Origin of the sequence: Nocardia sp. NPDC050408, assembly GCF_044458905.1 — a bacterium.
GTDB lineage: Bacteria > Actinomycetota > Actinomycetes > Mycobacteriales > Mycobacteriaceae > Nocardia.
On the sequence record NZ_JBITIL010000007.1, the window covers coordinates 152,755 to 176,361 of the forward strand.

The following is a 23,607-nucleotide window of genomic DNA, read 5'->3' on the forward strand; positions in this document are numbered from 1 at the left end:
GGAATTCCGTTGCGGGGCAGAGGATATTGATCGGCCCCCTGCTGCGCGGCGGGTGATCGACACTGAGCTGGCACGAACTCGGATGGTCCGGGTGCCATTCTTCGATCACACCATTGGAGACAGTATGACCGAGTCGGTCATCCAGCTGCCCACCGCTGGAGAAACGGTTCTCGAAACCTATGAGCGAATCGCTCGACGCGGGCCACTGGTTCCGATCGAGCTGACCGGCGGCGTCGCGGCTTGGAGCGCGGTGAGCTATCGGGCGGTGAGCGAGGTGCTCGCGGGCGACGGCACAATCTTCAGCAAGAACGCCCAGAAGTGTCCGGCGCTGCACGATGGCACCATTCCAGCGGATTGGCCGATGCGCGCGTTAACCGATATCGACCATATGCTGAACAAGGACGGCGAGGACCATCGGCGGTTACGCAAGACGATCAGCGCCGCATTCACACCCGCTCGGGTGGCCGGGCTCGAGCCCCGGATTCACCAGATCGCCAACGAAATCATCGATGACTTCGCCGACGAACAGGGCGAATTCGACCTCGTCCAGCGATTCACTACCCCGTTTCCCGTGCGGGTGATCTGTGAACTGTTCGGTGTGGAGAAGGCGGACCGCGCCCGAATCCGGGACTGGTCCACCACGATCGTGTCGCACACCAGCACCATTGAGCAGATGCAGACGGCGATGGGGGAGATGATCGCGTTCTTCACCGAGCTCATCGAGGGCAAACGACGCGAGCCGGGCGACGACCTCACCTCCGCCTTGATTGCGGCCAATACCGACAATCTGACCACCGACGAGTTGGTCAATATGCTGTGGTTGGTGATCGTGGCCGGACACGAGACAACCGTGCACCTGCTGGCCAACGCGATCATCGCCCTCAGTGAGAACCCCAGGCAACTGGACAAGGCCCTCACCCAGGACCGCTGGCCGGATGTGGTCGAGGAGGCATTGCGTTACCGGTCGCCGGTGTACAGCGCGAATCTCCGTTATGCCCAGCAGGATGTCACCATCGCGGGCGTCGACCTGCCGAAGGGGGCGATCGTCATCTGGTACGGCGGTGTCGGACGGGACCCGCAGCACTACCCGAAGGCCGATGTCTTCGACATCGATCATGATCACCGCGGTCAGCTGGCCTTCGGGCGCGGGCCGCACATCTGCCTCGGCGCTCCGCTGGCCCGGCTGGAAGCACGTATCGCGCTGTCCACGCTGTTCAACCGCTTCCCGCTGTTACATCTGACGCAGGACTCGGCGTCGCTTCCGGTCAGCCCGCAAATCCTCACCGCGGGCCCGCTGACTCTGCCGGTGCGGTTGTATCCATCCGAATGACCGCCGGTGTCGGCTGGTCGATGGTCTCGGCCAGCCGGCGTTTGCGGAATTCTCTCGGGGTTTCGCCGTAGCGCGTCTTGAACGCGGCGGAGAACCACGTCACGGTGAATCCGCTGCGCTCGGCGATCTCGCCGATTGTCAGTGTGGTGCCCGGGTTTTCGAGCATGGCGCGCGCCGCACGCAATGATTCATCCTGGCGCACTTCACGATACGTGGTTCCGGCGTGCTCGAGCGCGATGCGTAACTGCCGTGGCGACCAGCTCAACGCCCGCGCCACCGCGGCCAGCCGCAGATCGGCGACCCCGATATTGTCGCGCACATACCGGCGCACCGCCTCAGCCGTCTCGGCCAGATGTGCCCGTTGCGGACTGCTATCGCCGACGGCCATCATGCACAGCAGCTCGGTGGTCCGGTCGCAGACCGCATTGAATTGCCGGCCGGTGAGCCGGGATCGCTCGGCATGGGTTTCGCGGATCATGGTGCGGGCGATGCGCCCGAGTCCGGATTCGAGGTCGAATACCGGTCGGCGCGTACCCAACGGTGCTATCGCGTGGTCGACGTCGGTGCGCGGGATCTGGAAGCCGAATGCCACCGAGCTGGGTACCCATAATCGCAGCCTCTGGTCCAAGCCCGTAAGAACAGCCTGTCCCGGTGCGACACAAGTGATTTCGTGATCATCGGCGACAGTGAACGAGCCGCGCTCCGGGATCACCAGCCAGTAGAAGTTCTCGGCGGGCATCCGGCGGATGTGTGACGGCGTGCGGAAGGCCTGTCGGTCGCCCGGCTGATCCCAGCGCAGCAGGTTGTAGCTCGTCGTGTGCTGCGTGATCAGCGTGACCTGCCACTGGCTCCGATCTCGGTACCGGTGGTCCATCGGAACGATGCTGTTGGCCACAGCGGTCCATTCATCGACACCGGTCACGTACAGTTCGTCGTATCTCATGTCGACACACTCCGATCGCCTCGACGAATAACGATATCCGCCCTGCTCACGGTGAACAATCGGGTGGATTCGCCGACCGAATATCCTGCCCTACAGCCGAACTCGCGTATCGACAATCTTCCCGATAACACAAGTTTCCTGCCCCGAAACATAAAATGGGTGGGCGGGCCGACCGCACTGCCGAGCGACTGCCTTCTACTCGGACTCCGACCGGGCACGTAAGCTCTCTGCCCCACAACGGAATTGCGTGCGCTCGCCGATCGTCGAGTTCGGGCGACTGCCCGGCCACGTTGACACAGGTCCGGCTCGCGGGTTACGCATGAGTCATGCACAACGACCGGCGAATCTGATCGTGGGCACGCTACTGGCCTTGGTTTCCGCATTGAGCTATGGGCTGTCGGATTTCGTGGGCGGAGTCGCGTCACGGCGCATCGGATTCGGGCGTGTTGCCCTGTTGGGCCAGCTCGGCGGGTTCGTCGCCACTGCCCTCGTCGGTCCGTTCGTCTCCCACACAGCGCCTCAGCCGATGGATCTCGGATGGGGAGCACTATCCGGTGTCGGGACCGGTATCGCGATGACCTTCCTGTTCCGCGGAATCAGCCGCGGGGCAATGTCGGTGGTGGTACCGGTCAGCGCCGTCGGTGGTGTCGCGCTGCCGGTTCTGATCGGAACCGCCCTGCTCGGTGAACATCCGGCACCATTGGCGTGGGTCGGGATCGTGCTCGCACTGCCCGCGCTCTGGCTCGTCGCGGGCGGCACCACCGGCAGCGGTCCGATTGTCGGTGCCGCCATCGGTGACGGACTGATCGCCGGTCTCGGCATCGCCGTGCAGTATCTGGCGCTGGCACAAGCCGCGCCATCGGCCGGAATCTGGCCGGTGACGGCGGGCCGGGCCGCGGCCGTCGTCCTCGTCGCCCTGCTCGCATGGCAACTCGCATCCGAATCCGGGGATACCGCACCGGCCCAACGACATCGAAACGACCTCTTAGCCGCATGTTCCGGCATCCTCGCCGCCGTAGCGCTGGTGTCCTACCTACTCGCGACCCGGACTCAGTACCTGGCCGTCGCAGTTGTGCTGTCTTCGCTCTATCCGGTAGTCCCGGTAATTCTGGGCGTGTCCGCCCTGAAGGAGCGACTGCGCCGAGGCCAGGTCATCGGGCTGGCCGCCGCATTGATCGCCAGCACGATCATCGCCACTTCCTGATACGGCTCAATACGGGATGCTGCTCACAGCAACTGGGACAGCATCATGAACCCGACGGTGATCGCAAGGACAGATGCGAGCCGATAGCCGCATACCGAGCGTTCGGCCGGTACCGATGTGCTCGGCCCGCTGTCTTCACAGGGCAATCTGAAAAGGGTTCCGTTCCAGGGGCGCTCGACATATATTCGAATGCGTGTTCGAAGCACTGAGCGGAGTCGGTGCAACCTCGGTCCCGCCGGTTCGGCGCTATCCGATGCATCGGACATATCCTCACAGCACGGATCGAACGGTGGCGCGATAGAGGGGGTTCTCGAAGGATGGCGGTACAGGCGACGAAGTTGTTGCGGGATATCGAGCCGTTGACGGCAGCCGAGCGACAGCATGCGATCGCGGCGGGGGCGTTGCGTTTGGCGGGGAGGCCTGAGCTCTGGCAGCTACTCGCCGAGCTGGCGGGGCGGGGGTACTACGAGCGGATCATCGCGATTCGTATGGCTGCGGTCGTCGCGGACGTCGCGGTCGTCGCGGACCATGAGCATCTGCTGGCCGAACTCGATTCGGGCGGACCGGAATTCGGTACGCGAGCGGTTGTCGGGCTGGTGCGGACGGGCGTAGATCCCGAAGTGCTGATCGAGCGGCTGCCCCGGATGTCACAGCGGATACGGCGAACCATGTATCGAGCCCTCGGCTACGGTCAGCGCTCCCAACTCGCCGATCCCCTGCTCCCGCAAGTGCGACGCTGGTTCGGCGATGCCGAGGCCGCGCGGGTACTGCCGAATTGCTCACCTCCGGTGGTCGCCAAGTATTTGCCCGAACTCGATTACGCGGTCGAGAACTGGGCAGCGTTGGGCCGCAGGCATATCGATGCGGTCCTCGACCATGTCGAAGGACTGGCAGCGGAAGCGGGCGAGTCGGATTGGCCGAATCTGTGGCGATGGATTGCGGCCGGATCCGTCCCGGCCGCCCAACGCCACCCGGATCGGCTGCTCGCCCTCGCTACCAGGGCAGTCCGGTACACCTCGATCTATGAACTGAGTTCGGCGGCCGGACAACTCGCCCGGCACGACCCGGCCCGGGTTGCCGAGCTGATTCTGGATCCGACCGCCAATGGCACCGGCTTGAGCGGAACCGCCCTGTGGCGGGCACTGGGCGGACTACCCGACGATCGGCTGGTCGCACTGGGCACGGTCTACTCCGGATACCAGCGCGACCGGTTTCTGCGCGCACTTCCGCTGGCCCGCCGCACCATCGTGGTGCGGCAGGTCTTCGCCCGAACCGGCGTCGATCCGGACCAAGTCCCGATGACCGCGCTCGATGCCCTACCGCACCAGGAACGTACGGCCCTCGCGCGAGAACTCCTCGACCGGCCCGGTGGGGCCGATGTGCGCGCGGTCCGCGAACGGTTGATCGCTCGTCTGCCCTGGAACGAAGCCGAACCGATATTGGCCGAGGCAATTCGACGCTCGACCGCGGATGAGCGGGCGCAGGCATACCCGCTGTTCATCATGGCGGCCGCGGGCACTCGCGATCCCGCGGTCGTCGCCACCATGCTCGAATCCCTGCGCCGCCTGCGCAATGAACAGGACCCGGTGCGCTACACCGCACTCCAGGCGGTCAACAACCTTCCGCCATCACTGCTGCGCGCCGAACACCTCACCGTCCTCGAACAACTCGGCACCGAGGCACTGCAAGCGCGCGACTGCTCCTACCCGACCAGGACGACCATCTCCGGACTGGCACGAACCCTGCTCCGCCGCGGCGTCGAGATCGATGACCCATCGTTCACCGACACCGCACTGCGCCTGATCGAAAGCCTTGCGACCCACGCGGTTTTTCCCGATCTGAATGACCTGGACCGATCGCTGCCACATGGCACGGAACAGCGGATCTTCGCGGCACTTCGCCGACGAATCGACAATGACGCCGCCCGCGACCAATGGCGCCTGACCCTCGATTTGGCCGATGGCCTCAACAAGCGCTCGTGGAAGATCCCTGCCCTGCAACAACTCCTGATACGAGCATGCGGAGCTCGCGACGACCAGGTGGTCCGGCGGGCGGTGCGACTGGCACTGAGCAATCCGTCCACTCGCGACCAGACCCTCACCACCTTGCTCAACCGGGACCGCTCCCTGATCACGCTGGATATCGTGCAGCGGCTGATCGCCACCCGACGCACCGATCTACTCGATTCGCTCCTCGGCTCCGCGACCCCCGGCCGCTTCGCATCGCCGAAAGTGCGGTTGGTGCCCGACTTCTACTCGGGATTCGACCGCTGGACTCCACCGCAGGTCGAATCGTATGCCCGACTGCTGACCAGCCACTTCGAGTCGAAGAAGTCATCGCAATACGAGAAGGTGCGGGCGGTAAGGATTTTGGGTCGGTTGCCGGGCAGCGCGGACCGCCTCGCGGAATACACCGAGCATCCCGATATTCCCATCGCCGAGGCGGCACTTACCGCATTGGGACGCAGCGACCAAACCGAAGCGGCAATCGAATTGCTCGCCCGCCACGTCGACACCGATCGAGCGCGTGCGGCGGTCAGCAGCATCGCGACCTGCGCTAAAAGCCTCGGCCCCGATAAGGTTGCGAACGCTGTCGCACCACTCGTCGACTCCCCCAAGATCACCTCACGCAAGGAAGGCGTCCGGCTGCTCGCCGAACTGCACGCCCCCGACGCGATGGATGCGCTCCAAGCGCTGTGGGCGCAGCCGGATCAGCACCGCGATGTCCGTCGCGCCGTAGTCTTCGCCTGCCGCTGGCTATTGGACACCGACGCGGCCTGGCAAATATTCGCCGATGCCGCAGCCGATCCCACGGTCGCGGATGAAATCCTGAACCTGAGACCGGAACTGCTCCCAATCGCCCAGCGCCACCGGATGGCCGAGCTGATCCGGCAGATAGCGAGCGGCACCGACAGTCAACTCGCCGCTCGGGCAATCCCGGTACTGCACCGCTGGAGCCGCTGGAGTCCGCCCGACACGGCGATAATGTTGGCGCACCGGATCTGCGATCTCGATGAACTCGGCCTGTGGTTACCCGCCACCCAGGCGCTCGTCGACAATATCGCTACCACCGCAGATGATTCGGCGCTGACGGCCGCCGTCGATCGGCTACTGGCAGGGGGCGATCACGTCATCCCGGGACGGGACCTACCTGCCGTACAGCGCCTGGTCGGACTGACCGCCGCACTCGGCACGGCGGCCGAACGCTCCGATGCTGCCAGGTCCGCGGCGAGCGCCCTCGCCGATCGGTTGTCGACCGAGCCGTTCTGGCGCGAATCGGCCATCAATCTGTATCTGGCCCAAATTCGCTGGGCGGAAAGCAAACCGACCGCGCGGTTGATTCAGCAAGCAGGTGCGGTCGCGACTGGCGCGCTGGTCGACTATCCCGCGCGGCGAGTGGAGGCGACGTTGCCGAGCGTGCTGCGCACCGCACGGCCGGAGACAATGCATGCCATCGCGGGCACCCTATCCCGTAGCGACGAATTGGCCGGCCTGCTTGCCGCGGTGACGCTGATCCAGCAATGCGGGAATCACTTCGGTTGGTCGACACCGTGGGTCGATCTGCTCGCGGCACTGCGCGCACATGACACGATCGATATTCGCGTCGCGGCGGCAGCGGTCTGGATGGTTGCCGAATGAGTTCGGACACTGTCGAATTCGCTATTAACGGTGAATTCGTGGCGGGCGTGCCGCGCCAGTCGACCACGCGGCACGCCGGGCGGGGCGCCCCGTTGCGCCCGCCGTCACTGTGCCGGCGACGTTAGCTTCCGGGTCGGGCCATTGGTCGGATAACGCCGACCCGGGACGTCGCCAATTGAGCAGTAACGCTGTCGGGGCAGTGTCACTATTGCGGACGGAGGTCGCCGTCAGGACTTCACTGTTCAGGCAAACGGCGGCGGCCACCGGCCACGTCGGTCACCAGATCAGTGTAGCCGTCGACGAGTTCTGCCAAGTGGTACCAGTGTTTATGGGTATTGTCGCTGCGCGCGCCGTCGACATCGATGGCGGTGTTGGCGTCTACCCAACTGCGCGCCATCCGATCCACCACCGCGCCGAGGCTCTCGGTATGTAGCGAGGCACCATTGCGATGCTGCGGGATCTCCTGAGCAATCCACTCGTTGATATCATCGATGAGTTCACTACGACGGCAATCGATTTCGGCCACGAGATTCATGTCCTGAATCTCGGCACGGCGTGCGTGCAGTTCGGCGAGAGCGTGTGCGGAACGCAGTAATTCACGATCTTGAAAACGTCGTCCCTGGAATGCACACAATATCTGCGGAGCGGTCGGCAGCACCCCCACCGTAGGCGCGCTCATCGCCGTACTCCGAATTCACCCGACACCAACGCGCTTTGTACCAACATGATTGGCTCTCGATTCGGTAATCCCGGTCATCGGATCGGTTCTTCACAACTAGCGTAGCTGGATCATGCTCTTACAAATGCAAGAACGCAAGAGTGCGTTCTCATTGCTGCGGTCACGACCCTGATCACCGAGTAGCGAGCCCACAGCCAGTTGGTGACAACGACTTTCACGCTCGATACTCGCCAGGAGCTGGGCCGGTGGCCAAGAGTTTGCCACATCATCGGCCCGCGCGTGGGCAGTATGCGATCGCCGCCTGCGGCCGGTGAGTCCCGAGGTAACTAGTTACCCCACCCGCTGGGCGCGAGGATCGTCTCCCACGTCGGTAGCGCCAGATCCGGGTGACGCAGCCGCAGGATCTCGCCGAAAGTGTGCCCAGCGGCGCTTGTTCGGATTCGCGACGGTCTGCGCTTCGATGGCCGCCGTGAGCGCACGGGTACCGCCCAGTCACGGATACGCGCGGTAGACCCGATCGGCGTATCCCGGCTGGCAGATCGGCCGGACCGGCCGCGACGTCGATCCCGATGCCCGACACCGCGATCCAGATCTCCGCCGGACGCCGACGCCGGAAGACCTGCGACTCGTTGAGCCGGTGGTATGCGCGGCAATCCCGTCCCGCACGATATCCACTCGCCCATCGGTGCGGCTGTGTCCTCGAGGAAATTCACAGCGAAATCCGCGCCGTCCATTTCGAATCGCTGCGCACCGTTGGCTATTTCGGCGAGGCCGAGATCGTCCAGTACACAAATCAGGAACATCAGTTCTTCGTCGTAGTCCGCGCCGGGGCGGATACCGGCCTGCTCGGTGAGCGCACGCCCGAAAAAGATAGCCGCGCACATTGTGATTTCGCAGCGGTGTCGCCAGCTCCCGCGTGACCAACTCCTGTGTGGCACGAGCCAACGGAGTCGAGCGATGGATCAACGAATCTGGTTGTGCCGCACCATGTCTTGCAGCCACAGCGTGGTACCGGCCACTCCGACTCCGAGGACAGTGCGACGTTAAATAGGCATGGGTCAACTCCTGATCTATTCGTGCAGTGCCGAATTCGGAATAGTTCGCTACGAGGCGTGAAAGCGATGGCGATAATCGGTTGGCGTAGTGCCGAGTAATTTCAAGAAGATGCGCCGCATCTTCTCCTCGGAACCGAAACCACAGAGCCGCATAATGGTGGCCGCCCCGTCGGTTGACGATTCGAGCAATGCCTGGGCAGCCAACACCGCACCTGCTCGACGTAGCGGCCCGGCGATATTCCGATTTCCTTGGCGAACAACCGCATCAGTTGACGTCCACCGAGCGCAGCGCGCTCGGCCATGGCGGCAAGAGCGTGGTCGGCCGCCGGATCCGCGACCACGGCGTCGACCACCTGGCGCAGTCCGGGCGCGCACGGCGTGCCGATGCTGTTGCCGACGCTGAACTGGGATTGACGACCGGGGTCTGCACCGGAATACGACCAGATGTTTCGCAAGTGCGCGCAATTCAGCGCCGTGGTCCTCCTCCACGAGCGCGAGTGCCATATCAACACCCGGCCCGAAGGCAGCACCTGCACCGACCCGGCCACATCGAGCAGCAGCACACCGTCCGAATCCGCCACCACGATGTCGCCGTGCTCCACCGAACCCATGCCCCCGGTCGCGGGTAGGCGGCGCCGCGGCTACCAGGACGAATGCCCCACAGATCCGGCCGTCGACCGACGATCTGCCGCCAGGAGGCATACCGCACCGAAAACTCCGAACTTCATTGCTGCAAATGGCGGTAGTCTCTCACCACGCTGCGATTGCATATTCGCGGTGTATGGCGGGCACCTACTACAGACATGTACGCAAGAGTGCTATTGGGTGCGCCGGGCGAAAGGGTTGTCATGGCAGGCAAGCGCACAGTTCTCACCGCGGGTTTGCGGCGGCTCTCGGTGCTACTGACCGAGATGCGCGAACACGCGGGGCTCAGCAAAGAGGACGTCAGCGGCAAGACCGGCATCAATATCACCACGCTGTACCGCATCGAGACGGCGCAGGCGCGCCCGCAACGGCGCACGCTGATGGCGATGCTGGATCTCTACGACGTCACCGAACAGCAGCGCACCGATGCGCTCGAGCTCCTCTCGGACGCACTCAAGCCCGGCATGTCCCGCCCGTACGAGGCGACGCTGACCGAGGTGCACGCGGCCTATATCAACTTCGAATCCGAGGCGCTTTCAGCCCGGCACTACCAAACCTCCTACATCCCAGGGCTATTGCAGACTTCGGAGTACGCCGAGGCGGTCATCGACACCAATATGCCGAAGCTGGACAGCGACACGGTGTCGCACAATGTGCGGGCGCGGATGGATCGGGCCATGCATCTCACCAAGCCGGATCCGCTAGAACTGTGGGTGGTGCTCGACGAAGCGGCGATCCGGCGCATGGTCGGCGGCCCGGATGTCATGAAGGCACAGCTGAAGCGGCTGCTCGACGATTCGCAGATGAAAAACGTAATTCTGCAGATACTTCCGTTCAGCGCGGGGGTGCATCCGGGTATGGCCGGATCCTTCACGCTTTTGGACTTCAAGGATCCGGCCGATCCGGAGCTGGTGTATGTCGAGGGCATCGCGGGCGATCAACTGATCGAGGGCCATCCTCAGATCCGACGCTTCGGCATTATTTTCGACCAGTTGCGCGCCATGGCGCTCAGCCCGCGCGACTCCATGGCGCTGATCGACAAGGCCTCCAAAGAGATGAGCTGATCAGCTGCGGCTGGCCCGCCGATAGCCGACCGCCGCGGGAATCGAGAAGACGACGAGCCCACCGACACACCAGGCGATGGTGGCCAATAGCGAATCACGCACCGGGCCACCGAGGGACAGTCCACGCATGGTGTCGATTGCGTAGGACATCGGCTGATGCCGCACGATCGGCCTGGCCCACGCCGGGTAGGCGAACAGCGGCACGAACCCGGTACTGAAGAACATCAGCAGTGACGAGCCGAGCGAAACCGCCTCCACCAGTGCGGCTTTCGCACTGAACACGGCCACTGCGGTGACCAAGGTGGCGAAGGCGATGCCGTACAGCAGCGGCACACCGAACAGCGCGATACCAGCGAGCAGCCCCTGTTGGAATCGGAAGCCGAGCGCCACCCCCACCGCGTACATCACCGCGGTGCACAGCAGGATCCGGATCCCCTCCGCAACGATGCGGGCGGTGAGTCCGGATGCGCGGTGCACCGGCAGCACCCAGAAGCGGGCCAACAGACCCTCGTCGCGCTCGCGTCCGAGGGTGATGGCGCCGGCCACTGAACCGGACATCACGCCGACCAGAGCCACCATCGGCACCGAACCGTAGAGCGCGTTCTCTCCCGTGACGGACGAAATCTGTTGTCCGAGAACGGTATTGAATACGAAAAGCAGTAGCCCGGGAAAGACGAGCGACTGCACGACGGTCAACGGGTCACGCCACCAGCGCACCAAGAGCCGCTTGGTCTGGATCATCGTCTGCGGGATCAGCAAACGCCAGGTCTCGGTCCGACCGGTGACCTTGGGCAACGCCGGAGGATCCAGTACCCGAGTCATGACGACCTCCGTATCGAAATGAATACCGCTCCGACGCCGAACACCACGACGGTGCCGAGTGCCCAGGCCAGCGCGGGCCCGAAGATCGACCAGCCGACCACACCCGCGTGACCCGATGGGTCACCGGCCAGTGCCCGCAGCCCGTACACGTATTGCGAGACCGGCTGGTTGCGTGCGAAGCCCTGGATCCAGCTCGGGAATTGGCGGGCCGGCGCGAATCCGGTCGAGACCATGCCGAGAATCAACTGCGGCAGGATGAGCGCCTGGGTGGTCGCCTCCGGACTCTTGGTCACGCTGCCCAGCAGATCCGCGCCCAGGCACAGCGCCAGTGCTATCAGCATCGCGAACCCGATGAAACCGACGGTATCCCACCAGCTTCCATAGAAGCGGAAGCCGATCACATGGGCACACACCAGCGCCGCGGTCAGCGAGACCGCCGCCCGGTACATCGCGGCCGTGACCCGTGCCGCGAGCGGGACCGCCGAAACCATCGCCATCGATCCGAACCGCGTATTGAGCCCGTCCTTGGCATCGGAGGCCGCCCGGAACGCGGCCGTGATGGCGCAGAAGGCGACCGCCTGCATGACGATCATGGGCGTGAGGAACTGGGCGTAGCTGCTCAGCCCGTGCCCCTTAATGGTCATTACGAAATTCAGCGGCACATAGAAGCCGACGGTGAAGACCGTGGGCGCCAGCAGTGCGGTGATCAGCTCACCGTTGCGCCAGGACGGCCGGACCAGGCGACAGGTCAGCGCCCACCATTGCGCCACCGTCGCCCTACGTGGCGGTGGCGCGTCCACCAGCCGCTCGCTGCTCAGGCGGCGGGTTTCCCCGACGTCGCGTTCCTGCTGGACGGTGCTCGATACCGCGTCGCTACCGATGCTCATCTGCACGCTCCCATCCTGCGCGTCAACCGTGCTTGTCGGTGGGGAACCGGCTGTTCTCAGCATGTCGCACCCAACCGCAGCCGGTACAGCTTTCCGCACTCTTCGAGTACGTACCGCATGGTCGATCTCGCTCGCTTCGTCCCCTGCCCACCGAAATCGGGCGCGCCGCCGCCGTTCGGGGCGATCAGGTCGCCGTCCAATCTCGCCGCACCGACAACGTTTCGATACCGCCCCCGGGTGTCGGAACGGCACTCCGAGGGGGCGATGAATCCCACCAAGGTGTGTGCCGATTCGAGCCGAACGCTGCCCCATGGGCAGGTGAATTATGCAGTGTAGCTATCGTTTTCGACGGAATGTCCGATTCGCGAGGTGACTACCGCGCACCGGGTGAGTAATGTATGCCCCGATGACCAGCATGGAAGCTCGTTTCCGTGAAGCAGCGCGGACCGTGCCCCTCCCCAGTCCTTGGAATCTGTCCGCCTACCTCGCAAATGTCGCCGCGCACCGTGGTCGCTCCATCTCAGTGCAGCCGATCCCCGCGGCCGCGCTCGCGGACATCGGCTGTCGTGGCAGCGGACTCTGGATGGCGCGCGGTCACGACGACATCATCGTCTACGACGCGTCCGCCACCGAGCGCAATGCGGATCACATCATCCTGCACGAGGTCGGCCACATGCTGCTCGGGCACGGCAAGGAAGGTACAGGGGCGGGCGAGCCGATCACACCGTCGCTGGCCGCACTGCTGCCGTCCATCTCACCGTCGTCCATCAAGCACCTACTCGGCCGCGAGCATTTCGGTGCCGACCGCGAACGGGAAGCGGAGGTCTTCGCCGATATGACGATGGTCTACGCAACCCTGCCGCGCCGCCCGGCACGTTCGTTCCGACTTTTCGGGCGCGGACGCTAGCCGCCGGGTAAACGGCGGGTGCCCTCGCGTAGTCCGTCGATGAGATCCTGATAGCTATCGGCCAGCTCGTTGAGCTGCACCCACGCGTCATAGAAGACGGCCTCCGGCGCCGCGGACAGTGGCAGGAAGGCCTGCGTGGTCATTCCGGCCAGCCGATCCACCAACTGGCCGACGGTTTCGGAGTGCAACTGCGCCTGCGAGCTCGGCACCGGCATCACCAGCGCCACCCACAGGTCGATCGACCGCACCAGTTGGGCACGCCGCCGATCCTGGTTGGCCATCTCGGAAACCGGCGTCTGCTCGCGAATTTCGTGCAGCTGCGCCAACTCCCCCGCCGCCTCCAACATCGGATGATCGTCGTGCGGTAGCCCCCGGCATGCGGCCAGCAACATATCCCGCCCCGGAACCATCCGGTAATTTCCGACATTCATCATCTGAGCCTCCCGCTGACGCCGGAACGCGCCGCCGTCGGCGCCCACTCCCGACCAGCAACGCCGTTTCCGCACCGCACGACCACACGCGACGCCTCGATTATCGACCCAGATCCGCGCTCGCGACCGGAAACCGTCGATATCAGTTTGTTACAGACACGGGCGTGCGCGGCAAATACACAGTAACCAAGGCTATGGTCCGACGGTCAGCAAGCGAGAAGCCTCCACTAGGCAGGTATGCCCTCGGCCGCGCCGTCCGCCAGATAGTCCTGACCGCCGACATAGAACGTGCGACCGGATTCGCTTGCGGCACTTGCGGCCTCGCCGACGACGGCGGCGAACTCCTCGACGGTCGGCAGTGCGCCGTGATCGCGGCGAGCCGAAACCGCGTCGGGATTGCGACGTTCCAGCAGGCGGACAATGATCGTGCCATCGATCATGTCACCGGACACCACATTCAGCCCGATGCCGCGTTCGGTCAGCTCCGGAATCATTGCGCGCAAGGCATCTTCGCCCGCACGCTTGCTCGCGGCGATCGGCTCATAGTCCGCCGGAACGGGTTTGCGGCCGTGAAAGTGCGCCTGATGGCTGGTCACGAAGACGATCCGGCCGCCGGATGGCAGGTGCGGCAAGGCTTCCCGCACCAGACGGACCTGTGCGTCACGGTTCAATGCCATAGCGTATTCAGGCGCGGCATTACGCTCGAGACCACCGGATGCGTTGAGCACCAAGACATCCAGCCGCCCGAACTCCGCCACCACATCGGCGATCAGCGCCGCGGTGGCATCCGCATCCGCGATATCCGCACCCGCGCTCGACGCACTGCCACCGGCCGCGCCGATCTCATCGGCGATCGTCTGGGCGCGCTTGCGTTTCTCCCGATAGTTGATGATCACGTGATCACCACCCGCCGCCAGCACTTTCGCCGTCTCGGCCCCTATCCCCCGCGACGCGCCGGTAATCAGCACAATCCGTCGTTCCGTCGAGTCGCCCACCATCTGCCTCTCACCTCATCAGCCCACAGCAATGCTTCTAATTTAGAATCACTATGGTAGTTCGAAATGAGAAGTGCAAATGGAGCCAAGCCGTCGCGCGGGCGAAACGACCCGGCGAACGCGCCCATGCTGGCCACCATGGAGCTCATCGGCCAACGCTGGATCCTGCGCGTCCTGTGGGAATTGGAACCCGGCTGCCTCGGATTCCTCGAACTGCGCCGCCGCATGGGCAACTGCTCGTCGAGCATGCTCTCGACCCGGCTGCAACACCTACAGACCGCAGGCGTGATCACCAAGAACGCGGACAAAACCTACGAACTCACCCCGGCGGGCCTCGCCCTCACCGCAGCCCTCCAACCACTCTGGGACTGGTCCGAACGCTGGACCTCGCCATCCCCCGATCCCGAGTAGTACATACGACAAAGGCGGTCCCCACCCGGGAACCGCCTTCGCCTACGTATGGGTTACTTCAAGCGGAGCTTGCCGAACAGACCTTCCTTCTCGTCCTCCGGGCCCGCGGTGAAATACAGCGAATCGGCATCGCCAAGGCTCTCGCCATTGCCGAACATCAAGGCCCACAGACCTTCGATCTCGACCGGCTGCCCCTTCTCATCGCGCAGGTAGTCGACGAACTTGCCGGTGGCGTCGTCGTAGGCGAGCACATGGCCGAGGCCGCCGAAGTTGCCGACCAGCAGTTTGCCGCTGAGCGGACCGAAGTTCGCGGGAGCCACCACGACACCCCACGGCGCATTGAGGCGACCGTTGTCATCGAGGATGCGGACCAACTTGCCGTTGCCGTCGAATTCCGCGACCTTACCCTTGGCGGGCTTACCCTTGGCGTCCTTCTCCTGATCCTTGTCGAGCGAATCCTCTTCGGCCTTGTCGAACTTGGACGCATCCTGCTCATCGGGCTTGGTGTCCGCATAGGAGACGAATACGCGGTTGCCGATGGTGGTCACATTGAACGGCGCGGGGTCGCCCGGCTTAGCCTTCTTGCCCTTATCCGGTGCGGCCGCATCGATCTGATCGCCGGTGGCGAAGGGGTTGGCGAAGCCGACGGTCGGGATCAGCTGCCAGTCCTTGTCGAAGGTGCGGATCTGCGGGTTCTCGCCGAAGTCGGCGGCGAGCAGCTTGTCACCGGACGGGGCGAGCGCGATACCGAAGAACGCCATGCCCTGCGATTCGCCATCGAAGACCAGATTCGCGGGACCATCGTGCCGGATGATCGCGCCCTCGGGCCCCTGCTCGGTCCAGGCCGAGATCTTGCCGGAGTCTGTGGCGAAGATGAACCGCGACGAACCGGTCAGCGACACCGGCGCACCGTCGACATCCACCGGCTGGTCACGCACCACGAACAAGTCGGAGGTGATGGGAGCACCGTTGAAGACGACACCGGTGGTCTTGCCGATGCTCTTATCCGAGGTGTCGGCGTCCGCGCCCGGAATCGTGACGATCTTCAGCGGATCCTGGAACAGCTTCTGCACCTTGGGATCCGCGGACGCGCTGACATCGCCGACGAATTGGAAGGACTTACCGCCCGCGCCAACCCAGAAATGCCCGCCCGCACCCTTGGGGCGATCGGCTAGTCCCCACGCGTTCACCATGTCCGGAAAGGTGTACTGCGCCTTGTATTCGGCATTGTTGGCGGCGAGGTTGGTCTGCGCGTAATGATTGCCGTCGAGGGCAGCCACTTCATCGTTCGATGACTTCGAATCCGAGCATGCCGCGGCCACGACCAGGGCAGCGCCGAGCACCGATGCGCGCAGCAGACCGTTGCGGGTCCGCGACCGCCAGGCACCGTTGCGGCGCAATTCACTAAGGCGTGCGTTCAACTTCTTCGTCCTTTCCAGCCACTCGCAACCCTCATTTGGCGATTAGGCGATGCTAACCTTAGCTGGGGGGAATTTCGACCGTATGGGAACACCCCGGTTTCGACAGGTTTAAGCTGTCGCGCGTGGTCGCCCCCCAGCCTTCTGTCGCCCCCCATCCGGATATCGCTCCGCTCGCACCATTGCTCGGCACATGGCGCGGACCAGGGCACGGTGAGTACCCGACCATCGAGTCATTCGACTATGTCGAGGAAATCAAGTTCGGCCACCTCGGCCGACCGTTCCTCACCTACCGACAGCGCACCCGCGCCGCCGATGGCAGCCGGCCGATGCACGCCGAAACCGGTTATCTGCGTTGTCCGCGCCCCGATCACGTCGAACTGATCCTGGCGCACCCGACCGGCATAACCGAGATCTGTGAGGGCAGCCTCACCATCGTCGACGGCGAACTGCGGATGGAATTCGAATCGACCAGCATCGGCCGCAGCAGTACCGCGAAAGTGGTGACCGCCCTCGGCCGTTCGATCGTATTGACCGGCGACACCATCGAATACACCTTGCGCATGGCCGCGGTAGGCGAACCGCTGACCCACCACCTAGCGGCAACCCTGAACCGCGCCTGACGAGTCGTGTCGGTTGCGCACCGGATTACGTCGTCATACCCGCTCAACCGCATGGGTGTGGTGACGAATTCGCGCAGAGTGCTCGCGGCGGGTCAGTCGCGTGTCGGGTCCGGGTGCCAGGGCACGTAGGTTCGTCCTTCGGCCTCGGCGGCGACCGCAGCCGAGTGCAGCTGATAGGGCGTGATGCCGCCCGCCTCCCAAGCCCCCACAGAACCCGCGGTGACGGCGTCGGGTGACTTCGCGGTCAACCCGATCTCATTGCGCACCACCGCGATCGGCCGATCGGCCAACGTGAACCAGTCCAGGTCCAGGAAATCGTGGCTGCCATGAGTGAGTGCGCCGCGGCGCATGGCATCGCCCAGACGCGTCGCCATGCCCGCGGTGCGCAAATGTCCTTCGTTGGCCTCGAACAATCCGGCTCCGGCAGGTAGGTAGCCGGTTTCGAAGAGCGAAATCACCATGGCGAGCAGGCTGAACGCGCGCGGGTCGTCATTGGCGCGCGCCATGAAGGCGAACACCTCGATCTCGTTCTCCAGCGTGGTGCCGTACCCGGCGAGCACATGCACCCAGTCGTGCTGAGCGAGCAGCGGCGGCGCGGAACCCGGCAGGCCGGGCGTGACGAAACCCCGATCGGCATAGAAATCGGCGACGCCGCGGCCGAGCGTTCCGACGGGTAACTCGCGCAGGCCGGCCCACTGCGCGGCCAAGGCCGGATCATCGCTGACCTGTCCCCAGGACGAATCCAGACTTTCGGTGTGCAGTGCGGTCAACCGGCTCGGGTCCAGCCCACCGAGGTACCCGTTGCGGTCGAAGTCGACCACGGCGAGTTCGATCGCACCCTCGGCGTACTTCTGCGCCACCGCGATCATCTCGTCGTCGACCTCGAGCGCGTCGGCGAACTCCCGCAGTTTGGTCGCGACCGCGGGCGGCAACGGCCGCACCACCAACGCAGACAGCAGCATGGTCTGCACGATTCGCTCGCGGAAGATCCGGTTGCGCCGGGCCAGCCCGACCGCGAAGGTCTCTGCATCGATGGGCGGCAGCGTTTCCAGTTCGACCCGATGTCCGGTCATCGACAGGAACAGCGACGGAACCAGCAACTGCTGCAGCGGAGTCAGCCCGTCCGCACCGGACGCCGCGGCGACCACACCACTGGCCAGCAGCGCCACTTCGGCCGCATCGGGCGGGGTCAGCAGTACATCATCCATCCGGTCAACTCCAACAAGATCGCCGACGAAATCCACCGCAGCGGTGGACGATCCCATTATCGATCCGAATTCGGCACGGCGCGTAATCATTTCGCCGACGGCGTAGTGCGGGCACGGCGCGCCATCAGTGCGTATGCTGAACTCCATCGCGTGACGCTTCCGTCGGCGAAACAGCCGTGGGGCAGCGGCGGTCCGGAAGCGGCTTGCGTTCGGAGGGAATCTGGTGGGCTCTGCGGGCTCGAATCGACCGGCACTCGATATTCGAGTGCTCGGACCGGTGCGCCTGCTGGTCGACGATCAGGCGGTGCCATTGCCGGGCGCCAAACTGCGCGCGCTGCTGGCCATGCTCGTCATCAATCGCCGCAGGGCCGTTGCGAAAACCACACTGGCGAACAGCATCTGGGAAGAGGAGATGCCCAATCGCTCCGTCGACGGCCTCTACGCCTACGTCTCGAATCTGCGCACGATTCTGCGTTCGGCCGGGGTGGACGATCGAGCCGTCCTGCGCACCGTGCACGCCGGGTACCTCCTCGATATCCGCGAGGACCAATGCGACGTCGGCCGTTTCGAGCGGGCCAGGACCCAAGGCTCGCTGGCCTTCACCACCGGCGATCTGGAAACAGCGGCCGAATGTTTCGCCGACGCGCTCGCACAGTGGAGCGGTGAGACGGTCGCCGGATTGCGCGGCCTGCGCTTTGCCGACAATTTCGCCACCGATATGGACGAACGACGGTTGAATGCCATCGCCGATCGCCTCGACGCGGATATCGCGTGCGGTCGCGAGGGCGCGGTCCTGGGCGAGCTGACCGCATTGACCGCTGAACACGCCGTGAACGAGCGACTCTGGCGACTGTTCATCTCCGCGCTCTACCGCGCGGGCCGCCAGGCCGACGCACTCGCCGCCTGCCTGCGCATCCGCCGCAACCTCGCCGACGAGCAGGGCATCGATCCGGATCCACGCACCCTGGCACTGGAGGAAGCGATCCGCAGCCAGCAGGCACTGCCGACGGTCTCTTCCTCACCCGGGGTGACCAAACAGGACCTGCCCGACCTGCTGCGGCAGGCCTGGTTGCGGGTCGGCGACGGCGAAGCGATCGCCATCCCGGCGACCGGGCTGCGGATCGGCCGCGAATGGGATAACGACATCGTGCTCGACGATGCCCGGGTCAGCCGCAAGCACGCGCGCATCGTGCCGCGCGACAACCGGATCTTCATCCGGGATCGGGATTCGGCCAATGGCGTCTACGTCAACGGTGTGCCGATCGGCGCCGATACCGCACTCGCGGACGGTGATGTCATCCGAATCGGTTCCACCACACTGCGTTATGAAATGCCCGACCGCGGCACCCCGCCGGAGTCCACCAGTCGCACCAACTCCAGGCGCGTTCAGTAGCCCGCGGGCAGGGCGGCGAGCATATCGCGCGTCACCGCGACGGCATGATCCGAACTGCCACCCTTGACCAGCAATGTCGCGAAAGCCAGATCCCCGCGATAGCCGACGAACCACGAATGCGAGCCGCCGTCGACCTCGGCCTCCCCGGTCTTCCCGTACACCTCGCCCTGGTCGGCAACACGTTCGGCGGTACCGCCGGTGACCACCTTGCGCATCATCATGCGCAGACCATCGATCACCTCCGCACCGATGGCCGGACGATCGCCTTTGATCTCGGTGATCCGCCCGGCGATGAGATACGGCACCGGCGCGGACCCGTGCGCGACGGTCGCCGCGAGCACCGCCATTGCGAACGGGCTCACCACCACCTTGCCCTGGCCGATACCGTCCTCGGTGCGCTGGATCATGTCGTCGGCCGGTGGCACCGAACCCGATTCGGTCGGCAGGCCGGGAACCGTATACCCCTGTCCCACACCGAGTTTCGCGGCCGTATCGTGCAGCGCATCGCTCGGCAGCTCGCTGGCCAATTTCGCGAATGCGGTATTGCAGGATCGCTCGTAGGCGGTGGCCATCGGTACGTCACCGAGTTGGAACAGGTTGTAGTTCGGAATTGTCCGGTCCCCGATGACAATTCGGCTCGGACACGGCAAAACCGTTTCGGGCGTGGCCTTTCCGAGTGACATGGCGGCTGCCGCGGTCACCGTCTTGAAGACCGAGCCCGGCGGATACTGGCCGATGGTGGCCACCGGACCGTCGCGGTCGGCCGCCCTATTCTGTGCGACAGCGAGAATCGCGCCGGTCGAGGGCTGCAGCACCACCATCATGGTCTGTTCCTCGCGGCCACTGACGGCCCGCTGTGCGGAGTTCTGCACGTTGCGGTCGATGCTGAGCGAGAACGACGGGGCGGGTTGTGCGGGCACCTCGGTGAGCACGTCGGTATCGGCGCCGTTGGCGTTCATGGTGACAACGCTCCAGCCCGCCTTACCGTCCACCTCGGCGACCACCGTCTTGCGCACCTGCGCGAGCAGATCCGGTGCGAAATTCCGGTCGGTGGCGACCATATCCCACTGTTGGGTCAGCGTTACCCCGGGCAGGCCGATGAGATCAGCACTCACCTGGTCGTATTCGTACTCGCTCAAGAGCGCGACGGTGTACTCGCCCTTGGCGGCGTACGCCGCATTCAGGATCGACACGGGGGTGAGCCGCTCGTCGAAGCGGTTCAGCGCCGCCGCCAGCGAGGTCGCGGTGTAACCCGGATCCGGGGCGGAGGCCGCGGTGAACGCGACCCGAGATACCTTGCCCGGCACCAGCACATCACTGCCGGACTGCTCGTTCACCCTGGCGCGCGGGGCCTGGTTGGCGCGCAGTGCCATGGTCTGGGTATCGCCGAGTTTGGGGTGGATATCGGAGGAGGTCCAGCGCACCATCCAGCGGCCGTCACTGCGACCCATCTGCAATTGACCGGAGTACTTCCAGATGCGGTCCTTGGGCAGGTGCCACTCGTAGGTGTAGTCGACGGTCGCGGTATCGCCGATGACCCTGGCCGCGCCGGTATGCGCGATCAACTTCTCGGCCTGCAACTCGCCCCATGCCGAACGCAGCGCGGCGGTCGCCTTCTCGGGCTGACTGGTGAGTTCGGCCGCGGCCGCGCTGTCGTGGTCGGCGAAGGCGGCCAGGAAGGCATCGGCCGCGGGCACCGGTCCCTGCGGGTTGGCCGAGCAGGCGGTCCCCACCGCCGCGAATGCCGCGACGGCCAGCGTAATGAGCATGCGAGTCGACATCGGGACCGATCGTATAGTCAACAGCAAGCAAACGGCTGTGGCACACCGATGTTCGGCGCCGCGTTCAGTCGAGCAGAACGGTCGCGAAGGTGGCGATCTGCCGGAACCCGACTCGGCTGTAGGCCCGGCGGGCAATGCCGTTGTAGTCGTTCACATACAGACTGGCGGTGCGGCCCGAGGCCACCACCGCATTCGCCACGGCGGCCGTACCACGGGTGCCGAGACCAGCGCCGCGCCGTTCGGGATGCACCCACACGCCCTGGATCTGCCCGGTACGCCGGGACAGCGATCCGACCTCGGCCTTGAACACGACTTCGCCGTCCTCGAAACGCGCCCAGGCGCGGCCGGATTCGATCAGACTCTGGATCCGGCGCCGATAACCGCGGCCGCCGTCGCCCGCGCGCGGGTCGACGCCGACCTCCTCGATGAACATGGCGATCGCCGCGGTGAGATAGCGCTCCAACTCATCCGGCCGGACTCGGCGGACCTGCGTATCCGCGGTGGCCAGAGCGGGCTGGCCGAGGGCTAGTAGCGGCTGTGCACCGCGTAGCTCGCGTTCCGGTCCCCAATGCGCGGACAACATCTCCCACAGCGGCAGCGTCAGTTCCTGACGCCCGACCACCGACGAACACACCCGCGGCCAGCGGACCGCCCGCGCGGCGAAGGCGCGCAACGCATCCTCATCGCCGCGCAGGGGCACCAGATTCGCACCGGAGAAGCACAGCGATTCCGACGGACCACCCCGACTCCACAGTTCGCCGTGCCCGACGCCGGTATCCAAGCCGAATTCCTGTAACCGCGCCGCCACCATGCACGAGGCGATCGGATCGCTATCCAGCACCCGCAGCACCTGTGCCAGATCTCGGTTCGCGAGCTGACGCGCGGGGGCATCCTTGGCCCGCCGCGCGGGCTCCAGCAGACTCCGCACATCGACAGCCTGCCACGAATCGGCCGAGTCCGGTACGGCTACTCGGGAACCCGTGCTACCCGACGGTGACGACGGGTTCGCCGGCGCCGGGCGTCTCGCCCATCTCCTCGGCGATGCGCATGGCCTCTTCGATCAGGGTCTCCACGATCTGCGCCTCCGGCACGGTCTTGATGACCTGCCCCTTCACGAAGATCTGGCCCTTGCCGTTGCCCGAGGCGACACCGAGGTCAGCCTCGCGTGCCTCACCGGGTCCGTTCACCACACAGCCCATCACAGCAACCCGCAGCGGCACCTCCATGCCCTCCAGACCGGCGCTCACCTCATTGGCCAAGGTGTACACGTCGACCTGGGCACGACCGCAGGACGGACAGGAAACGATCTCGAGCTTGCGCGGGCGCAGATTCAGCGACTGCAGGATCTGCCCGCCGACCTTGACCTCCTCGGCCGGCGGCGCGGACAGCGACACCCGAATGGTGTCGCCGATGCCCTCGGACAACAGCGCACCGAACGCGACGGCGGACTTGATGGTGCCCTGGAAGGCCGGACCGGCCTCGGTCACCCCGAGGTGCAGCGGGTAATCGGACTGCGCGGCCAACTGGCGGTAGGCCTCGACCATGACCACCGGATCGTTGTGCTTGACCGAGATCTTGATATCGCCGAAGCCGTGCTCCTCGAACAGGCTCGCCTCCCACAGCGCCGATTCGACCAGCGCCTCCGGGGTCGCCTTGCCGTACTTCTCCAACATCCGCTTATCCAGCGAACCGGCATTCACGCCGATGCGAATCGGGATGCCCGCCGCGCCGGCGGCCTTGGCCACCTCACCGACCCGTCCGTCGAATTCCTTGATATTGCCCGGGTTTACGCGCACCGCGGCACAACCCGCATCGATGGCAGCGAAGATATAGCGCGGCTGGAAATGGATATCCGCGATGACCGGGATCTGGCTCTTGCGCGCGATGGTCGCCAATGCGTCGGCGTCCTCCTGGCGCGGGCAGGCGACGCGCACGATATCGCAGCCCGAGGCCGTCAGTTCGGCGATCTGCTGCAGGGTGGCGTTGACGTCATGGGTCTTGGTGGTGGTCATCGACTGCACGGAAATCGGGTGATCGCTGCCGACGCCCACATTGCCGACCATCAATTGGCGGGTCTTGCGGCGAGGCGAGAGAACGGCCGCGGGTGCGGTCGGCATCCCCAATCCGATTGTGCTGGTCACTTTCGGCTGCCTACTTTCGTGCGTACTTTTTC

21 protein-coding genes are annotated in these 23,607 nt (G+C 65.0%); 8 read left to right on the plus strand and 13 right to left on the minus strand.

Annotation, left to right across the window (positions count from 1 at the left end; all coding sequences use genetic code 11):
* The first annotated feature begins 124 nt into the window (after window positions 1–124).
* On the plus strand, window positions 125–1,330 hold the full coding sequence (locus tag ACIBJI_RS22680) for a cytochrome P450 (RefSeq protein WP_364341610.1): 1,206 nt from the start codon (window positions 125–127) through the stop codon (window positions 1,328–1,330).
* On the opposite strand, the gene ACIBJI_RS22685 is transcribed toward ACIBJI_RS22680, so the two are convergent.
* Window positions 1,281–2,273, minus strand: coding sequence for an AraC family transcriptional regulator (locus ACIBJI_RS22685; RefSeq protein WP_396956083.1), 993 nt, complete (start codon window positions 2,271–2,273; stop codon window positions 1,281–1,283). The genes ACIBJI_RS22680 and ACIBJI_RS22685 overlap by 50 nt on opposite strands.
* A gap of 319 nt (window positions 2,274–2,592) precedes the next feature.
* Here ACIBJI_RS22685 and ACIBJI_RS22690 point away from each other — a divergent pair, with 319 nt between their 5' ends.
* Together ACIBJI_RS22690 and ACIBJI_RS22695 are read left to right on the plus strand one after the other, a co-directional pair.
* Window positions 2,593–3,477, plus strand: a complete 885-nt coding sequence (locus tag ACIBJI_RS22690; protein ID WP_364341614.1) for an EamA family transporter — start codon at window positions 2,593–2,595, stop codon at window positions 3,475–3,477.
* A gap of 317 nt (window positions 3,478–3,794) precedes the next feature.
* Window positions 3,795–7,115: a HEAT repeat domain-containing protein gene (locus ACIBJI_RS22695; RefSeq protein WP_397085575.1), complete on the plus strand. Its 3,321-nt coding sequence runs from the start codon at window positions 3,795–3,797 to the stop codon at window positions 7,113–7,115.
* A gap of 235 nt (window positions 7,116–7,350) precedes the next feature.
* Here ACIBJI_RS22695 and ACIBJI_RS22700 read toward each other — a convergent pair whose 3' ends face one another.
* The 3 genes from ACIBJI_RS22700 to ACIBJI_RS22710 form a co-directional block, all read right to left on the minus strand.
* Window positions 7,351–7,794: a DUF4254 domain-containing protein gene (locus ACIBJI_RS22700; RefSeq protein WP_364341618.1), complete on the minus strand. Its 444-nt coding sequence runs from the start codon at window positions 7,792–7,794 to the stop codon at window positions 7,351–7,353.
* Window positions 7,795–8,120: 326 nt separating this feature from the next.
* The gene (locus ACIBJI_RS22705; protein ID WP_397085577.1) at window positions 8,121–8,678 is read right to left on the minus strand and encodes a hypothetical protein; all 558 of its coding nucleotides are present in this window, start codon (window positions 8,676–8,678) and stop codon (window positions 8,121–8,123) included.
* Between the two features lie 272 nt (window positions 8,679–8,950).
* Window positions 8,951–9,460, minus strand: a complete 510-nt coding sequence (locus tag ACIBJI_RS22710) for a hypothetical protein (protein WP_397085579.1) — start codon at window positions 9,458–9,460, stop codon at window positions 8,951–8,953.
* A gap of 192 nt (window positions 9,461–9,652) precedes the next feature.
* Between ACIBJI_RS22710 and ACIBJI_RS22715 the strand changes: the two genes are divergently transcribed.
* Entirely contained in the window at window positions 9,653–10,558 is a 906-nt protein-coding gene (locus ACIBJI_RS22715; protein WP_364341620.1) for a helix-turn-helix transcriptional regulator, read from the plus strand.
* Here ACIBJI_RS22715 and ACIBJI_RS22720 read toward each other — a convergent pair whose 3' ends face one another.
* A complete protein-coding gene (locus ACIBJI_RS22720; RefSeq protein WP_364341622.1) occupies window positions 10,559–11,380 on the minus strand; it encodes an ABC transporter permease in 822 nt (273 codons plus the stop codon).
* On the minus strand, window positions 11,377–12,267 hold the full coding sequence (locus tag ACIBJI_RS22725; protein WP_364341624.1) for an ABC transporter permease: 891 nt from the start codon (window positions 12,265–12,267) through the stop codon (window positions 11,377–11,379). The genes ACIBJI_RS22720 and ACIBJI_RS22725 overlap by 4 nt, the downstream gene beginning before the upstream one ends.
* 406 nt (window positions 12,268–12,673) lie before the next feature.
* Between ACIBJI_RS22725 and ACIBJI_RS22730 the strand changes: the two genes are divergently transcribed.
* Entirely contained in the window at window positions 12,674–13,174 is a 501-nt protein-coding gene (locus ACIBJI_RS22730; protein ID WP_364341626.1) for a hypothetical protein, read from the plus strand.
* On the opposite strand, the gene ACIBJI_RS22735 is transcribed toward ACIBJI_RS22730, so the two are convergent.
* Window positions 13,171–13,608 carry a DUF4254 domain-containing protein gene (locus tag ACIBJI_RS22735; protein WP_364341628.1) on the minus strand — a complete coding sequence of 146 codons (438 nt, stop codon included), beginning with the start codon at window positions 13,606–13,608 and terminating at the stop codon, window positions 13,171–13,173. The two genes, ACIBJI_RS22730 and ACIBJI_RS22735, sit on opposite strands and share 4 nt — an antisense overlap.
* A gap of 224 nt (window positions 13,609–13,832) precedes the next feature.
* Window positions 13,833–14,603, minus strand: coding sequence for an SDR family oxidoreductase (locus ACIBJI_RS22740; RefSeq protein ID WP_364341629.1), 771 nt, complete (start codon window positions 14,601–14,603; stop codon window positions 13,833–13,835).
* Between the two features lie 63 nt (window positions 14,604–14,666).
* Between ACIBJI_RS22740 and ACIBJI_RS22745 the strand changes: the two genes are divergently transcribed.
* Window positions 14,667–15,011 (plus strand): helix-turn-helix domain-containing protein, encoded by a 345-nt coding sequence (locus tag ACIBJI_RS22745; protein ID WP_364341631.1) that lies wholly within the window; start codon window positions 14,667–14,669, stop codon window positions 15,009–15,011.
* A gap of 53 nt (window positions 15,012–15,064) precedes the next feature.
* On the opposite strand, the gene ACIBJI_RS22750 is transcribed toward ACIBJI_RS22745, so the two are convergent.
* Window positions 15,065–16,369 carry a TIGR03118 family protein gene (locus ACIBJI_RS22750; RefSeq protein WP_396956481.1) on the minus strand — a complete coding sequence of 435 codons (1,305 nt, stop codon included), beginning with the start codon at window positions 16,367–16,369 and terminating at the stop codon, window positions 15,065–15,067.
* 176 nt (window positions 16,370–16,545) lie between these two features.
* Here ACIBJI_RS22750 and ACIBJI_RS22755 point away from each other — a divergent pair, with 176 nt between their 5' ends.
* The gene (locus ACIBJI_RS22755; protein WP_364342030.1) at window positions 16,546–17,052 is read left to right on the plus strand and encodes a peroxynitrite isomerase; all 507 of its coding nucleotides are present in this window, start codon (window positions 16,546–16,548) and stop codon (window positions 17,050–17,052) included.
* A gap of 92 nt (window positions 17,053–17,144) precedes the next feature.
* On the opposite strand, the gene ACIBJI_RS22760 is transcribed toward ACIBJI_RS22755, so the two are convergent.
* Window positions 17,145–18,407 (minus strand): hypothetical protein, encoded by a 1,263-nt coding sequence (locus ACIBJI_RS22760; protein ID WP_364341633.1) that lies wholly within the window; start codon window positions 18,405–18,407, stop codon window positions 17,145–17,147.
* Window positions 18,408–18,483: 76 nt separating this feature from the next.
* Here ACIBJI_RS22760 and ACIBJI_RS22765 point away from each other — a divergent pair, with 76 nt between their 5' ends.
* A complete protein-coding gene (locus tag ACIBJI_RS22765; RefSeq protein ID WP_364341635.1) occupies window positions 18,484–19,653 on the plus strand; it encodes a BTAD domain-containing putative transcriptional regulator in 1,170 nt (389 codons plus the stop codon).
* Here ACIBJI_RS22765 and ACIBJI_RS22770 read toward each other — a convergent pair.
* From ACIBJI_RS22770 to ispG, 3 genes are all read right to left on the minus strand, one after another.
* Window positions 19,647–21,434 carry a penicillin-binding transpeptidase domain-containing protein gene (locus ACIBJI_RS22770; RefSeq protein WP_364341637.1) on the minus strand — a complete coding sequence of 596 codons (1,788 nt, stop codon included), beginning with the start codon at window positions 21,432–21,434 and terminating at the stop codon, window positions 19,647–19,649. The two genes, ACIBJI_RS22765 and ACIBJI_RS22770, sit on opposite strands and share 7 nt — an antisense overlap.
* A 64-nt stretch (window positions 21,435–21,498) precedes the next feature.
* Window positions 21,499–22,362 (minus strand): GNAT family N-acetyltransferase, encoded by an 864-nt coding sequence (locus ACIBJI_RS22775; protein WP_364341639.1) that lies wholly within the window; start codon window positions 22,360–22,362, stop codon window positions 21,499–21,501.
* Between the two features lie 55 nt (window positions 22,363–22,417).
* Window positions 22,418–23,575, minus strand: a complete 1,158-nt coding sequence (gene ispG / locus ACIBJI_RS22780; RefSeq protein ID WP_364341641.1) for a flavodoxin-dependent (E)-4-hydroxy-3-methylbut-2-enyl-diphosphate synthase — start codon at window positions 23,573–23,575, stop codon at window positions 22,418–22,420.
* Window positions 23,576–23,607 lie beyond the last annotated feature (32 nt).